General features: G+C 35.3%; 12 protein-coding genes and 2 riboswitches. All 12 genes read right to left on the bottom strand.

What is annotated here, in order from left to right; genetic code table 11:
* Positions 1–32 precede the first annotated feature (32 nt).
* Positions 33–740, bottom strand: a complete 708-nt coding sequence (locus tag CD30_RS11455; protein ID WP_036176999.1) for an ECF transporter S component — start codon at positions 738–740, stop codon at positions 33–35.
* Positions 707–2,362: an ABC transporter ATP-binding protein gene (locus tag CD30_RS11460; RefSeq protein WP_036177001.1), complete on the bottom strand. Its 1,656-nt coding sequence runs from the start codon at positions 2,360–2,362 to the stop codon at positions 707–709. Before CD30_RS11460 ends, CD30_RS11455 begins: the two co-directional genes overlap by 34 nt.
* Positions 2,335–3,216: an energy-coupling factor transporter transmembrane component T gene (locus CD30_RS11465; RefSeq protein ID WP_036177002.1), complete on the bottom strand. Its 882-nt coding sequence runs from the start codon at positions 3,214–3,216 to the stop codon at positions 2,335–2,337. The genes CD30_RS11460 and CD30_RS11465 overlap by 28 nt, the downstream gene beginning before the upstream one ends.
* Entirely contained in the window at positions 3,213–4,055 is an 843-nt protein-coding gene (locus tag CD30_RS19525) for a DUF4430 domain-containing protein (protein WP_170215832.1), read from the bottom strand. Before CD30_RS19525 ends, CD30_RS11465 begins: the two co-directional genes overlap by 4 nt.
* A gap of 17 nt (positions 4,056–4,072) precedes the next feature.
* Positions 4,073–5,611 carry an S-layer homology domain-containing protein gene (locus tag CD30_RS19530; protein WP_052126171.1) on the bottom strand — a complete coding sequence of 513 codons (1,539 nt, stop codon included), beginning with the start codon at positions 5,609–5,611 and terminating at the stop codon, positions 4,073–4,075.
* A gap of 146 nt (positions 5,612–5,757) precedes the next feature.
* Positions 5,758–9,429, bottom strand: coding sequence for an S-layer homology domain-containing protein (locus CD30_RS19535; RefSeq protein WP_052126172.1), 3,672 nt, complete (start codon positions 9,427–9,429; stop codon positions 5,758–5,760).
* A 181-nt stretch (positions 9,430–9,610) separates the two neighbouring features.
* Positions 9,611–9,811, bottom strand: a riboswitch (cobalamin riboswitch).
* 195 nt (positions 9,812–10,006) lie between these two features.
* The gene (locus CD30_RS19540) at positions 10,007–10,762 is read right to left on the bottom strand and encodes a TlpA family protein disulfide reductase (protein ID WP_052126173.1); all 756 of its coding nucleotides are present in this window, start codon (positions 10,760–10,762) and stop codon (positions 10,007–10,009) included.
* 245 nt (positions 10,763–11,007) lie between these two features.
* On the bottom strand, positions 11,008–12,342 hold the full coding sequence (gene glnA, locus CD30_RS11490) for a type I glutamate--ammonia ligase (RefSeq protein ID WP_036177003.1): 1,335 nt from the start codon (positions 12,340–12,342) through the stop codon (positions 11,008–11,010).
* A gap of 51 nt (positions 12,343–12,393) precedes the next feature.
* A complete protein-coding gene (locus CD30_RS11495; protein WP_036177004.1) occupies positions 12,394–12,789 on the bottom strand; it encodes a MerR family transcriptional regulator in 396 nt (131 codons plus the stop codon).
* A 179-nt stretch (positions 12,790–12,968) separates the two neighbouring features.
* Positions 12,969–13,547 carry an ECF transporter S component gene (locus tag CD30_RS11500; protein ID WP_036177005.1) on the bottom strand — a complete coding sequence of 193 codons (579 nt, stop codon included), beginning with the start codon at positions 13,545–13,547 and terminating at the stop codon, positions 12,969–12,971.
* Positions 13,548–13,809: 262 nt separating this feature from the next.
* A riboswitch (FMN riboswitch) is annotated at positions 13,810–13,982 on the bottom strand.
* Between the two features lie 168 nt (positions 13,983–14,150).
* A complete protein-coding gene (locus CD30_RS11505) occupies positions 14,151–15,389 on the bottom strand; it encodes a hypothetical protein (protein ID WP_036177006.1) in 1,239 nt (412 codons plus the stop codon).
* Positions 15,386–15,919 (bottom strand): RNA polymerase sigma factor SigX, encoded by a 534-nt coding sequence (gene sigX, locus CD30_RS11510; RefSeq protein ID WP_036177007.1) that lies wholly within the window; start codon positions 15,917–15,919, stop codon positions 15,386–15,388. Before sigX ends, CD30_RS11505 begins: the two co-directional genes overlap by 4 nt.
* Between the last annotated feature and the right edge of the window lie 74 nt (positions 15,920–15,993).

A 15,993-nucleotide genomic window follows, 5' to 3' on the forward strand; every position in this document is an offset into this window, starting at 1 on the left:
AACGTGCTTTTCATATTACTTGACTTACTATTTTAGTTAAGGATATTGTACTTCAATTTAATACGTTTTAACTTCTCACCAATAGGTTTAGTTAAAATGAGTAAGAAAATTACATTAGAAATAGCATACATTACTGTAAACGGTAACGCAGTCGTCAATGCTAATAGATAGGCTTCTAGAGAAAACAACCCTGTAATGGATAAGACGCTCCAAACATCCATTCCGATTGAATAAAACACTCCCGTTGCAACACCGAATACTATTAATGCGACCTTCCCTTCCATTTTCCCAGTCTTCCCGAGTAAGCCCGCAAAAAATCCTATCAATCCCCAAGTAAACATTTGAAATGGTGTCCAAGGTCCTTGGCCAAAAAACATATTTGAAACAATGGCACTTAAAGCACCTGTTAAAAAGCCAGCCTCTGCCCCTAAATATATACCTGTAATTGCAGTTATAGCCGCAACAGGTTTGAACCCGGGTGTTACAGCAAATAATACACGACCTGCTACAGAAATTGCTGCCATAACAGCAATCAATAAAATTTCTCTAGGCTGCGGCTTTCGCATCTCAAATCTTAAAATGAATGGTATACAAGCTAATAATATTAAAATAACTGAAATAACATAGTATTTTCGATCTTCTAATAATACGACACCACCATATAGCACCAATGGCATGAAGATAAATATAATAATTACCGTAAAAGTTAACCGGAAGCGACTTTGTCTGCTTTTTTGCATAACTTAACCACATCCTCACAGGTAATTGCATTATCAAATATCTTTCTTGTCATTCGATGGGCTGCTGTTGTATAGAAAGTATTTCCACTGTAAAATTTACGAGGAGGATCATTCGATATAATTTGACCATCAAAAAATAATGCACAACGATCGCTATATTGTGCTGAAAATTCAATATCGTGTGTAACCATTAAAATTGTGACACCATGTTTTTGCAATACTTGTAGAGTCTCTGCTAAGGATTGCTTTGCATGTGCATCTAGACCTTTTGTCGGTTCATCAAGTAATAAAATTCGTGGATTAAGTAATAATAGTTTGGCTATTGCAAGCTTCTGTTGTTCACCACCGCTTAAATCAAAAGGATGTCGCTCTAATAATCCTCCTAATCCAAATAATTCAATAATCTGCTCAATTTTCGATATAGATCCCGCCATTTTCGCCGTCGTCTGTAATTCCTGACTCACCTTTTTTTCAACAAATAACACAGTTGGGTCTTGTGGTAAAACTGCCATATTTTTTTGATATAATTCTGTATTTGTATACTTATTTATCTTTCTACCATTTAAAAAAACTTGTCCACGATATGGCTTTAATAGTCCCGATAGCACTTTTAAAGCTGTAGACTTCCCGGTTCCGTTACCACCAATGACTGATAGAAATTCACCCTCATAAACTTTTATATTGAAATACCTTAGAATATCTTGTCCATCTTTCACATACCTGAATGCTACATCCTTTGCTTCAAGAACGATTTCCTGTTTTTCGTGTAGTACTTCGTCTTCAATTCTATCATTCTCAATATCCATTTCCTGCAAATATTGTCTTCCCTCTTTAATCGTTAAAGGAGAGTCTATCATCCCCCCCAATGAATGATAAATTCTCATTGCCGAGGGTAACGCTTTAATCATCGCATGTCCATGCGGCAATCCTTGTAATAGATTTCGTGGTTTTCCATTGTAAATGACAGTACCTTTCTCCATAACAATAACGCGACTTGCCATTGGTAAAACTTCTTCTAAACGATGCTCTGCAATGAGGATTGTCAACCCAAGTTCTTCATTTAGTTTCCGGAGCATTGTCATAAATTCAGAAGCCGCTATGGGATTTAATTGGGACGTTGGTTCGTCAAGTAATAAAAGGCTTGGTTGCATTACCATAACGGATGCCAAATTTAATAGCTGCTTTTGCCCTCCAGATAAATCGATTGTACTTTGACGAAACCATTGCTGAATTCCAAAAAAGTTTGCCATTTCAGCAACACGTCTACGAATAGTATGTGTTTCTAGACCTAAGTTTTCTAATCCAAAGGCTAATTCATGCCAAACTTTATCGGTTACAATTTGGTTTTCTGGATTTTGTAGTACAATCCCAATCTCTGAGGATTTCAATTGTGCTTCTATTAAATGTATAGGTGTATCCCTATAGAAAATTTCACCTATCAATTGGCCATGTGGCGCAATTTCTCGTTTTATTTGCTTAAGTAATGTACTTTTTCCACATCCTGATTGACCTAAAAGAACGACGAATTCACCTTCATCAATTTCAAGATTAATAGAGTGTAGGGCATTATCCTTCTCTTCTGGATATGAAAAACTCAAATCTTTGATTGTAAGTACCGCCATTTGATGCCCTCCTTAACATTCGTCATAATTGGAATAGACAATAAGATCAGATAGTCAAAATAAAATAGTAAATGATCCATAGACCAATAAAGTTTCATAAATGTAGGATAATAATAATAGGTCATATAACCAGTAAAAACACCATATAAACATACTGAGATTAAAATAGTAATGTAAACGAGCATCTTGACATCTCGTTTCTCTAAGACAAACAAAGAAAAAGTAGAACGTTTTTTCACCCCATATCCCCTTGCTCTCATCGAATCTGCTGTTTCTATCGCGTTTTCTAATGCCCAGGTTATGAGTATAGACAAAATATTCATGCAACTCTTCACACGATGCAAAGGTGAACCGACTGTAAAATCCATCCCAATTGTTTTTTGTGCCTCAGAAATGACACGCAGTTGATGTTTAAAGCGTGGAATTAGCCTCATCGTGATAGAAATCGTTAAAGCCAATACGGGCGATACTTTACCAAAAAGATATAGAAACTTATCAGATGTCATGGCTATGTTATAACAACTAAACCAAAACATTATTGCAACAATTAGTAAGGCAATAGCAAACCCATATACAATTGCTTCAATCGTAATTGGATTGTCATTGATATATAAAATGACAAGCTTACCATTGTGACTAATTAGCGGGTTCACAACTGCCATTCCCAATAACAATGGGACATAATACCAGCTAGACTTCCAAAATTGACCCCTTAACCAAATCAATCGTAATATCGTTGCAAGGAAAAAGGTACTTACAATATAAACTGGATGCATAAAAAACATCGTCATACAAATTACAGAAGAAAAATAACAAAATATTACAATCGGATGATACGTTTCAAATGCTTTCATTGGTCTCCATTCCAATCATCACCTAAATCTCGACCTAAATCTACAGTATAATGCCATTCAATGACATCTCCGTCCTTTAGTATATATTGACTGCTTCCGTAATTAGGAAAATCGCCATTCACACTATACATCCAACCGCTTAATTCACCAGCGCTAAATTCATAAAGATGGTTTATACCTTCAATATAGACACTGTTGTAAATATTTTGATCTGCGCCTTGGTATTCCATTTGGATGTTATGTTCTTTTGTGGCGCGAACAAGAATATCCCATACCGTTTCATTATCACTGAGTAATTCGTATCGAGTTGGACCTAATATAATACCATTTCTCGGTACATATTGATCGCTACGTAAAGAAGGATGAAGTAAATCCATATTGTTCAAAAGTGATTTCACATAAATCCCAATCGTTACGTATCTTTTCGGTACAGCAGATTCGGTTATTTCTTTATCTTTATCTGTTTCTAAGGTATTTGCATCTTCTTTTGTCGTTGCAGAATCTTGTTTTACTAGAGTATCTTCTGTTTTTGGTACTACTGTTTCTACTGGTTTCTTTTCATTATTAGTCTCTAGATTACTAGTTTCTTTAGAGTCCTCTTTAGGTTTCTCTTCCTCGTCACTCTTTTTTTCTTCTATTTCGATTTCATCTTCCGGTTCAACCGTTAAATTATTTTCTTCTTTACTTTCCAGTTCTTCACTTTTTTCTACCTGCTCTACATCGATACTTTGCTCCTCCGATGCAAGCTTTTGGTGCTCTTCAACCGTTTCAATTTTACATCCTGCTAATATACAACTGAAAAGGATTACAATGATTAGAGGTAGCCATTTACGTATCACAAATAATTTCCTCACTTTCATTGAAACTGCTCATAAAAGTTCACAAACATTACAGATGCATGAGCACGTGTTGTATGATTCGTAGGGTTGAATAAACCGTTAGAACCTGTTGCAATTTTCAAATCATATAATAAGGTAATAGAGTTCTTTGTTTCTTTATTGTATTGTTGAATATCTGAATATGGAGCTAACTGTTTTGGTATATAAGTAGAGCCCGTTTTATATGTGTAAGCTCGACCTAACATTTGAGCTAGTTCAACTCTTGTGATTTTTTCGTTTGGATAAAATTTATCATTTTCATAGAATATAATTCCTGCTTCATAAGCAGCCGCAATCCTTCTTTGGGCGCCTTCATCTAAAGAGGTAATATCTTTATATGGTGCATCCTGAGTTGCTGTTAAATTTAGAATTTGTACTATAATTGAAGTTGCTTGTAAACGTGTCATAAATTGATTTGGTTTGAAACTTCCATCTGGGAAACCATTGAGTAAACCTAAATTTGACGCATCTTCAATGAATTGTTTTGCCCAATGGTTTGTTATGTCATTAAATTTTGTTTTGTTTTGATCATTCGGTATTTGATTATCTTCAGATTGAGACACAGTTTTTGTATCTGACATATCATAAAGTTTTGTTTTGTTTGCAATTAGGCGATGATAGGCGGCTAGTGCATAACTTGCTTGTTCTGTCGCCATACCATCAGTTTCCTGATCTAATACATGTTTAAAGCCACCAGTTGTCTTATCAAAGTAAGTTAGTAGTTGAGGTACGACATTTCTAAATCGAGCGTCCTCTAATGGATCAATACCAACACTTGTTAAAGCAACAATCACTTGAGCAACACTTTCAGAATTTGTAACACCCCAGCTTGCATAACTACCTTCAGAACCTTGAATACTTACTAATGTTTCAAGCGCACTATCAATTGCTACTTTCACTTTTGGCTCGTGACTATATGTCGATAAAGCTTGGACAGCCATACTCGTTATATCAGGATCTGCCTTTGTACCTGAGAGGGCGAATCCACCATCATCTAACTGCTTACTTAAAATATAATCAATCATCTTCTTGCGACTGTTTGAAGCCGTCGTAGGAATTTTATATCCCCAACTATCTAGAGCAATTAGTGCAAAAATAGGACCATTTATTCCTTGCAAAATCACACGATCGAAATCATATAGTTTTTCTACTAAGTTATAACTACCGACATCCGTTGCATCTTTCCCGATAGCAGATAAAGCTAACACTACCCTTGCATACTCTGTGTATTTTCTACTATGAAGATTTCCATTCATTTCTTTTACAACGTTTACTAGATTGTTATAGTATGTGTCATAGTAATTTGTAGGAACTTTATAATTTCCTCTTGCCAAAGCGATAATAAACCACTCATGTCCAAACTTTGGGTTAGGTACCGCATTGACCATATAATTTGCAACCTGATCGTAAGCCTCTTCTGAACTTATTGTGGTAGCATTAGAAGTTTCTACCGATACTGAGCTCGTTATCACTACCACTAACAGCAAACAAGTAATCCATTGTTTGAATACACGCATTTTTCCACTCCCTTTTATGGTAAAGGGGGACGCCCCATCATTTTTGAGACGACCCCTCTTCACTGAGTCAGAGCTAGGTTATCTAGCAATCAAAGTAAATTAGAAAAAATTATTCGATAACGAATCATTCGTTACTATAAACTCATTTACATTAGGTCGCCAATTTTTAAGGTACGCGTTAAAATTTTAGCCATTTGTCCGCGCGTTAACTCACCTTGCGGATCAAATGTACCATCCGCTTTCCCATTCATTATGCCTAAGCTATTTAATAAAGAGATACTTTCAGCGAATGACTCGTAGACTTGATCACTATCTTTAAATGTAAGTTCACTTGTCGTTTCTGACTTAAATGAAACATATTCTAAAACTTTTGCCATCAGTGCTGCCGCTTGTTGGCGTGTAATTTTATCTTCCGGACTAAATGTTGTTTTAGAAGTTCCTGCAGTGATTCCCGCTTCATATAAAGCTTGTATATCCTGTTCATACCATTTTCCTTCTGTATCAACGAATTGCCCTGAATTTTCAGCGTATAACCCAAGCGCATTAGAAATTAAAGCTGCAAAATGAGCGCGTGTAATTGGTTCATTTGGTGAGAATGTTCCATCTTCTCGACCTGCAACAATTCCTCGTTTTGCTAAAAACTCTACTTCTTCTTTATATGGTGAATTTGTTAGATCGCTAAACGTAACATCATCTGTTCGAACCACAAATGTCCCACCAGATTTCGTTAAAATGATTACTTGTCCATTTTCGATTTTATGTGGAACTGCACGATATTCGCCATCTTCTATTTGAAGAATGACTGCACCTTTAGGTAAGTCTGAAATAGGAGTCGTCACTTTCAAGTATTCTTTTCCTGTTTTAATAGACTCAGGAGTACTATTACGATGTTTCACTTCTAGTTCAACTATAAATGCTACAGCATCGTTTACTGCTGTGTGTTTTGCCCCTATTACAATTGTTGAATCACTTGGTAATGATAAGATATCCAAAGATGTTGGTACTTCAATTTTTGTTCCTGTTTCATCTGTGATGATAAGGTTTCCACCTTTTAAATTTTGTGTTTTTACTATCCAATCACTCAATGTAAGCTGTACTTTTGTTTCGCCATTTTGATTTTTAACTGTAATGGTTGATTCATGAGGATCTGTTTCATTTTGTTCTTCTGGAGTTTTTGAGCCACCGCCAGATCCAGAGCCTCCTCCTCCACTACTTCCATTGTTTCCAGGATTGGTTTTTGAATCATCGAACCCACCACCAATGTCATTACCTAAATCGGTTGTATATAACCATTCGATTCGATCTCCAGGTTTTACTTTAAATTTACTTGCACTAATATTCGGAAAATCCCCGTTAACTCGGTACATCCAACCACTTTTTGGACCTTTATCAAATTCATAAAGGCCGGCAATCCCCTCAACATATACGCCCATATCCGTATTGCGCGCGCTTAATTCAATATCATATTTTTTTGTCGCACGTTTTAACACTTCATATACTGTGTCACCATTCTTCACTTCAATTTCAGTAGTAGGAAGTGGTTTATTAGAGCTTGAAATGATTATAGATAATTTAACTTTTTCTATAGGTTGCGGACTACTTCCACCTGGGTTTGGATTCGATGGAACATCGTCATCTGTATCATTTCCGTTTCCAGGATTCGGATTTTCTGTTGGTTCTTCTTCTGAATTATTGAAATCTGACGGTTTTACATCCGACATATTATATAAGGCATTTTGACCATTTAATAATCGATTATATGCAGTTAATGCATATGCGGCTTGCTGTGTTGCCATACCATTTGTCGGGCCATCCTTCGGATGTGCAAATCCCCCGTCAGCTGTATAGTATTCTAGAATCGCTGTTACAATTGTCGAGCCATTTTCTTGAACAAATCTTTCATCTTTAGTTGCATCAATTCCGAGTGTTGATAACGCTACTAAAACTTGGGCTGCACTTTGAACATTTTCAGTACCCCATGATTCATAACCACCGTTATTCAACTGCATATCAGCTAATTTTACAATTGCGCGATCAATAACAGCTTTCACATCAGGTTGATTTTGATATGGTACTAATGCTTGTATCGCCATCGCAGTTATGTCAGGATCAGGAGTTTTGCCCGATAATGCAAAACCACCAGCATCTGGCTCACCGCGCTTAATTTCCTTATCTAAAATATAATTAATTAGATTTTCTCTTGTCGCTTGTACTTCGATATCATCTATCTGTGGAATTTCATACCCAAATGTATCTATAGCTATTAAAGCAAATATAGCTCCATTAATCCCTTGTCTAGTAACCTTATTAAAGTCTGCTAGTTTTTCAATTAGATTATATCCACCGACATCTCGGGAATCCTTCCCAATAGAACTCAGAGCAATAATTAAACGTGAATATTCTGTATAGGTGTTTCTAGTTAGTTCTCCATTTTTCAATTGGAGTTCAGATACTACGTTATTGTAATAAGTTTCATAGTAATCGTTTGGTATTGAATAATTAGAACGAGCTAACGTTAGGATACTCCATTCGGATCCAAATTTAGGCTCAGCACTAATTGATGCCAAATACGAAGAAGCTGTGTTTATTGCTTCGGAAATAGTTGGTGTTGTTTCATTTGAATCTTGTATAACTTTAACAGTGATAGTGGTAACAACATCTCCAGCTTTAGCTGAAATTGTAGCGCTACCTGTTGCTATTGCTGTTATTTTTCCGTTATCAACTTTTATAATGTCATTATCGCTAGAGCTCCATAAAATGGCCTTATCTTCTGTCGTATTCTCAGGTAATACAGTTGCTGTTAATTGAAGATTTTCACCAACATGAAGAGTTATTGGACTTGACTCACTTAACTCTATTTTATTAATTGGAATGTTGACTTTTTTATCTTCTTTAACCTCAACTTTTACAGAAACAGGTCGAATTATATTGTTATTGTATGTTAAATCTGAAGGGTCACTTTCATATCGATTCGCAGTGATTTCGTAGATTCCTTCTTCAGAAAAAGAAATAAAGGCTTTACCATCACTATCTGTTTTATAATCCGTTGCTTTTCCATTGATATAAATGGTAGCTCCTTCGACACTATTTGTAGCTACACCCGTGTTTATATCTATTTCATTTAATGTAAATGTAACATTTTCGTCAGTACTAACTTTTGCAGTGTCTACACTTAATTCGGTAAAGACTGTTTCTAAGTAATTAGCTGCATAGTAAATATCTATACGATCTCCAACTTCTAATGGCTCAGAAGACATACCCTCTGGTGCCCAAGTAAGGTTTTTCGTATACAACCAGCCGTCCAAACCTGATTCCATTGTAAAAGAACCGTAATCACCTATACGTTCAATAAAGATTGTTCCATTACTACCATTCTCAAAATCATCCAAAGTAATTTTACTGTTTTCTGCTTTTTCTATGGCTTGTAAGAAAGCATGTCCTACAACTGGAGTTTCTTCTTCTAACCCATACTCATCACTATCAAAAGTTTCTACGCAAATCGTTTGCAACGGGATTAATGTTTCTAACCAGCTTTCAATCCGTATCTCAATTGGTAAACAGCCGACTTCTTCCGTTTCACTTATCACATCGTTTGTTTTTACATCGGTTTCGGTTTCTTCTATTATTACGGTGTCTTGAGTAGTACTAATAGTCGGATCAGTTAATGATTCATTGTTGTCATTAACCACCATCTCATTTTCTGTTGATGTATAACTATTTCCCTTTGTTTCCACAGCTTGCACAGCTGCTGGTGCAAATAATGAAAACGTTAACAAAAATGCCAAAAATACGTTAAGCCATTTTTTCAATAAATCCACTATTTTTCCCCCTTGTATTAAATCTCTTAATTTAGTGAATTTCATGCAAGAAATAAAGGCAATAAAAATACCGCTATCTCTAAAATGAGAAATAGCGGTAAATAGGTAAGAAAAGTATAAAAGAAGTTAAAATATACCCGTTCGTCTATTTGCCGTAAATTCTCCTAACTTCCGAAGAGAGTCGTACGATCAGAGAAAGGTAGGTCTCCTGGCTTGTGCATCAGTTTACTCTAAGAGCCTTCCCATCTACTAAAAGCCTTCGCTTCATTTGACAGTGGCAAATTCTTATTTCATCAGCACTTACAGTTGCGGAAACAGCTTCGGTTTTTCACCGAATTCCCTTTTAAGCTAATTCATTAGCACCTTAATCCTGCAATTCTATTCACTTACAATAGAGTATAATCAATAATATTTCCAGAATCAAGAAGTCTTTCTACTCTTTAACACACTTAATCAAGAAAAGATGTCCCGTGTGTCTTTCTGGAAAAAAGTAAATTTCTTTGTCATACTAAACACCCTACTTAATACTCGTACGAGTTGTTTGAAGTGGGGGTCTTCTTTCAGGAAATGATAAAATTTAATCCTCCAATACATCATTCAACATTTCCTCAGTTAGTGGTCCTAATATTTGTTTCTCAAAATTTCCATTTTCATCAATAATATAGGTTGTTGGAATCGTTAATATATCATAGCTTAACGATATATCCCCTGTTTCATCTAGTAAGATTGGATAAGTGATACCATAATAATCTCTAAAATCATGAATCACATCAATTTCATAATCTTGATCGGTAATGTTTAATCCAACTAATACAACATTATGACTACTAGCTAAGTTTTCGTAGAATTTTTGTAATTCCGGAATCTCTTCCTGGCAAGGTGGGCACCAAGTTGTCCAAAAATTAATGATCACTTTTTTTCCTAAAAAATCTGTAAGTCTAACCGTTTCTCCATCCAAAGTCTTTGTTACAAATTCGGGTGCTTTCTCTTGAACTTCCATAACCTCAGTATTATTGAGAATGGGTGAATGCCCTTGCCATACATGCCCAATACCATTATTTATATTTGGAGAATTTTCTTCATCTTTAATTTGCCCTTGTTCCATTGCTTGTTGTTCGTCATCATTACGCCCTTCGTTAACATCACCAGCGACATAACTATGTTCTTCCGATTCCACAGATAACTCTTCCTCATCAAGTTCGATATCATTACTTCCTATTACAACACCTGTTTTATTAGCATTGTTTGAAAAGAATATTCCCGTGTAAATTGTCCAGCTAAAGGTACATATCACAATAGCTAAAAGACAATACGTAACCCATTTTTTTTGCACACCATCTCTCCTTTTCAAAATAAAGACTATATTCAACTCTTTATCAATATATGTTTCTATACTTTTATCATGAAGAATCAATATAGAATATGTACTATCTTGAAAGAGAACAAGTTAAATATTATATGTCTATTAACATGAGGAAGATTTTGTAAAAAAACAAGTTTATATATCATCAACCACAAAAAAAGACGCTAGAGCCTAAAGCTCTAGCATCTTAGTATTCAATCATACGTTATGATATATTAATACATTTGTAAATATTGATCGCGTTCCCATGGGTGAACTGCGATACGGAACATATCAAACTCAATTTCTTTCGCTTCTTTGTAGTTAGAGTAAATGTGATCACCTAATGCACCTTTAATTACTGCATCATTCTCTAATTCTACTAAAGCTTCCGCTAAAGAACCTGGTAAACTTTCAATACCATTTTCTTTTAATTCAGCATTGCTCATTACATAGATATTGCGATCTACTGGAGCTGGCGGTGTTAATCCGTTACGAATTCCATCTAAACCAGCTTCTAATAATACAGCCATAGCTAAGTATGGGTTAGCAGCAGGGTCAACAGAACGTACTTCGATACGAGTAGATAAACCACGTGATGCCGGAATACGGATTAATGGTGAACGGTTGCGAGCTGACCAAGCGATGTAACATGGAGCTTCATAACCAGGTACTAAACGTTTATAAGAGTTTACTAATGGGTTAGTAACAGCCGTAAATGCTTTTGCATGCTTCATGATACCAGCCATGAATTGAAGAGCAGTTTCTGATAATTGTAAATCTGCACTTTCATCCCAGAATGCATTTTTATCACCACTGAATAATGATAAGTTAGAGTGCATACCTGAACCGTTTACACCGAATAAAGGTTTTGGCATAAATGTTGCATGTAAGCCATGTTTACGTGCGATTGTTTTAACAACTAATTTAAATGTTTGAATGTTATCACATGCTTCAACTGCGTTAGCATATTTAAAGTCAATTTCGTGTTGACCAGGTGCAACCTCATGGTGAGAAGCTTCGATTTCAAAGCCCATTTCTTCAAGCTCTAGCACGATATCACGACGGCAGTTTTCTCCAAGGTCAGTTGGTGCTAGGTCGAAATAACCACCAGAATCATTTAATTCTAATGTTGGCCCGCCTTTTTCATCTAATTTGAATAAGAAGAATTCCGGCTCAGGTCCTAAGTTAAAGCTTGTAAATCCAAGATCCTCCATGTTTTTAAGAACACGTTTTAAGTTTGAACGTGGATCACCATCAAATGGTGTACCATCAGGATTTGTAATGTCACAAATAAGACGTGCAACTTTCCCTTTTTCAGCTGTCCAAGGGAAAATTACGAATGTATCTAAATCCGGTTTTAAGTACATGTCAGATTCTTCGATACGTACGAAACCTTCGATTGAAGATCCATCAAACATCATTTTGTCGTCTAATGCTTTATCTAATTGGCTTAAAGGAATTTCTACGTTTTTAATAGTCCCTAAAATGTCAGTAAATTGTAAACGAATATACTTTACATTTTCTTCTTGCACGATTCTTTTAATATCTTCTTTTGTGTACTTACTCATTTTTTTCCACACTCCTAAAAATTTTTTAGAAAATAGTTTAAAAAATATAATCTACTCACTTTTCATAGGAAAAAAGCGAGATAAATCCCCCTGTCGTAATGATGATTTTTGCATAATTTGCGCTTGTTGCATTTCTTCTCTTAATATTGATCTAAGTTCAGCATCTGATATCGATAAGTTGTTAGAACTCTTTACATTGTTTGTTTTTCGCATATCAAATACTTTTTTGATTCCTGCCATGTTAATACCTTGGTCAAGAAGTTCACGAATTTCTAACAATGCATCAACATCATCTAAGGAAAACATTCTACGATTGCCTTCCGATCTTGCTGGCTCTATTAGTTTATGCTCTTCATAGTATCGAATTTGTCTTGCAGTTAGCTCCGTTAATTGCATTACCATGCTAATAGGGAGTAACGGCATAGCTCTTCGAAACTCTCGACTCATCGACATCTCCTCCCTTTCATAGCCTTATTTTAAACTATGTAACCTCTAATAGCAATACCATGTTAGAAAAAATAACATACACATTTTAGATATTATTAATCTCAAAAAAAGATGAAAAAACAATTTCTTTAGGATATAAAAAAAGCCAACACCCTTTAAAGTGTTGGCTTTTCTAACATTTATATTAAATATTGTGATCTTTGATTTTCAATCCATGTTTTCATTGTTCTGAATAAGACAATCGCAATAGCCATTAATAAAATTCCTTTAATAACATTGAATGGTAATATACCTAGTACGATTGTTTCATACATATCAAATGTTCCCCAACCTAATAAATAAGTGTACATTGGAAGGAAAGCAAAGTAATTTAACACGCTCATTCCAACTGACATAATAATTGTACCAATTACTAGGCCAACAGCTAGACCTTTTAACGTGTTGAATTTTTTATAAATATAGTACGCAGGTAAAATAAATAAGATTCCGGTTGCAAAATTTGCCATATGTCCAACAGGCACTCCCGTTGGTGCACCGGAGAAAATCCAGTCTAATATATTTTTAACCAATTCTACTAATATACCTGCTACTGGTCCCATTGTAATGGCAGCAATTAATGCCGGAACATCACTAAAATCAATTTGTAAAAATGTAGGGAACCATGGTAGTGGGAAATTTAATAGCATTAATAAGAAAGAAATGCTACTTAGCATGGCGATCGTTACGAAAGAACGTAACTTCAAGTTTTGCTTACGCATAAATGAATCTCTCCTCTTTGCTGATTCAAACTCGCAAGAAGAAAGGACAGTCCTAAATTCGTTTACTAAAATGAAAACCCCCTATGCAATAGAAGCATAAGGGGAGAATAGGCACAATTAAATAAGCGTCTATTTACTAAAGAATTGTACGTTAAATGAGAGTAATTCAATTAAGAATACTCAAATAAAGGTTTCTATGCTTTACATTAAAACCTTTAAACGCACAAGTCCGTTTCATTACGTAAAACGAAGACGACCGTACCTTCACCTTCTCCCATCCAGACTATACTGTCGGCTTTGGAATCGCACCAAATCCTGCTCAAAAATCAAGCTCGCGGGCTAAAGAAGCTTTTTACAACATCCTCCAAAAAATGGTCAGAAATTGCAACTTCTATCACCGCCGATCGGGAATTTCACCCTGCCCCGAAGATGAATCAATATTTAATTTTAATTACGATTTCATTATATCTTTTGTACGAATTAATGTAAAGATAGTTGCTTGGATTTAATTTTAGCAGTTTTAAATTTCAGATGCTTATGTTTTACCTTTATAAAAAAAGAACCCGCCATCATTTTAGCGGATTCTTCATAAAAATCGAATGTTTATTGAGTTAGAATCAACGGAACCTTATTTGCGCCAACTGGAATTGGTAGTGGATTTGCAAAGTTGAATCCTCCCCATTGTTCCTGAACAATGTTTTCAAACTTAACTTGCATATCAAATCTTGCAGCTGTTAATAACATACCTTCAATCATTTGCATCGCATCCATTTGATCTTCATTCATTAAATCAACCTGTGTCGTAAATTGGACAGTTACTGTGTTACCATCGACAGAAGTTGTATAGTCAATATTTGGTAAAATAACCGATTTATAAATATCATTAGTTTCTATTTTCATCGCGTCCAATGCTTCTTCCACAGTAGCAAATGTTTCTCTATTATTCGGCGCTAAATACTCTGACCCATCATTTTGTGCAATTAAGAAATAGCTATAGTGGGTAGTTTCACCTTGTAATGCTAAAGGTTTTCTTTCCATCCCCTCTTCGTCAAATATAATTGGTGTACCTTCTTCAGTAAGAAATACTGCTTCATCGTATGAAGGGAAGGTATCTATTAATGAATCATCATAAATTTCTCGCGTTGCAGATGACATATCGTAGGGATGATTATTCGCAATCCTGTGAATGACTTGATTTCCTTCTTCTGTAATCGTTCCAACATATGGATGATAATCTGTAAAACCGAGGGCACTTTCATCAATTCGCGGTGCATAGTAGTTATATAATTCAACACTTGAAGGGTTTGATTTCCCCAAATCTTCTACAATTTGTTCATTCGGAATTAATAACGTTACTGGAATGCTCGTTGCCATATCACTTTCAAGACCAAGCGTAAAGAGTGTATACCCTTCTAAATCTTCAGGATAAACAGCTGTTTTTCCATTACCTAGCCGTTGATCACCCATTAAGCTCATATTTGACTGATCATTTGCACTGTTTTCACTTTCTTCTATGTTAAAAAGGCTCATTTCAGCAGCTTCTTCGGTACCTGAAGTACTCATAGCTGCTTCCTCATTATTGTGGTTCATTTGATTCATCAACGAAGGAATCATAATCGCCAATAACGCAATTGCAGCAATTGTAATGAGTGGAGGCATCCAATTATATTTCTTTTTCTTTTTTGGCTGTTGCTGTTTAGGTGTATCAGAAGGCTCTTCATCAAAAACGCCGTCATCTTTTAATCTTTGCAGGATATCTTCTTTCGAACGAGTGTCTTTTACTTTAGGGAAATTTGATAATAGTTCTTCGATTTTATTTTCATCCCACTTATCGTGACTCATAATGACTTCGCCTCCTTTTCGTTATTATTAGTTAGTATATCCCGTAAATGTTTTATTGCTCTATGCTGGGTCGTTTTTACTTTCCCTTCCGTCCAGTTTAATATTTCAGCAGTTTCAGCAATAGATAATTCTTGAAAATATCTCATAATAATGACCATCTTTTGATCGCCAGTACATTTCTCTAATGCTTCTAACAACTGCTTCATATCATCATTTAACTCGATTAATGCTTCTGGTGACTTCGTTGGGGAAACGAGCTGATTTGTCTCCCAATCAAAAGCAGTAAAAGTATGTGATGAACGTACGGAATTTTTACGAAAATAATCAATCGCCACATTTTTTGCAATGGCGAATAGCCAAGTCTTTTCAGAGCTTTTCCCTTCAAAGCGTTCATAAGATTTTAGTACTCGAACATACACTTCATGTGATAAATCTTCAGCTACAGACCTATTTTTGACTAAGTAGATCAAAAATTGAAAAACGTCCTGATGGTAAGTATCATATAAACGATGGAAAATGGATTCATTCATCCATATCACTCCCATTTCTAATAAATTTGTCGTTTCAAATTCAAAATAGTTTCACATAACATTATTTTGTTAAA

The organism is Ureibacillus massiliensis 4400831 = CIP 108448 = CCUG 49529, from assembly GCF_000772965.1.
Taxonomy (GTDB): Bacteria; Bacillota; Bacilli; order Bacillales_A; family Planococcaceae; genus Ureibacillus; species Ureibacillus massiliensis.

Bases quoted from the DNA above. Each gene is read 5' to 3' on its own strand.
- CD30_RS11455 (WP_036176999.1), bottom strand. From the start codon at position 740: ATGCAAAAAAGCAGACAAAGTCGCTTCCGGTTAACTTTTACGGTAATT.
- CD30_RS11460 (WP_036177001.1), bottom strand. From the start codon at position 2,362: ATGGCGGTACTTACAATCAAAGATTTGAGTTTTTCATATCCAGAAGAG.
- CD30_RS11465 (WP_036177002.1), bottom strand. From the start codon at position 3,216: ATGAAAGCATTTGAAACGTATCATCCGATTGTAATATTTTGTTATTTT.
- CD30_RS19530 (WP_052126171.1), bottom strand. From the start codon at position 5,611: ATGCGTGTATTCAAACAATGGATTACTTGTTTGCTGTTAGTGGTAGTG.
- glnA (WP_036177003.1), bottom strand. From the start codon at position 12,342: ATGAGTAAGTACACAAAAGAAGATATTAAAAGAATCGTGCAAGAAGAA.
- CD30_RS11495 (WP_036177004.1), bottom strand. From the start codon at position 12,789: ATGAGTCGAGAGTTTCGAAGAGCTATGCCGTTACTCCCTATTAGCATG.
- CD30_RS11500 (WP_036177005.1), bottom strand. From the start codon at position 13,547: ATGCGTAAGCAAAACTTGAAGTTACGTTCTTTCGTAACGATCGCCATG.
- CD30_RS11505 (WP_036177006.1), bottom strand. From the start codon at position 15,389: ATGAGTCACGATAAGTGGGATGAAAATAAAATCGAAGAACTATTATCA.
- sigX (WP_036177007.1), bottom strand. From the start codon at position 15,919: ATGAATGAATCCATTTTCCATCGTTTATATGATACTTACCATCAGGAC.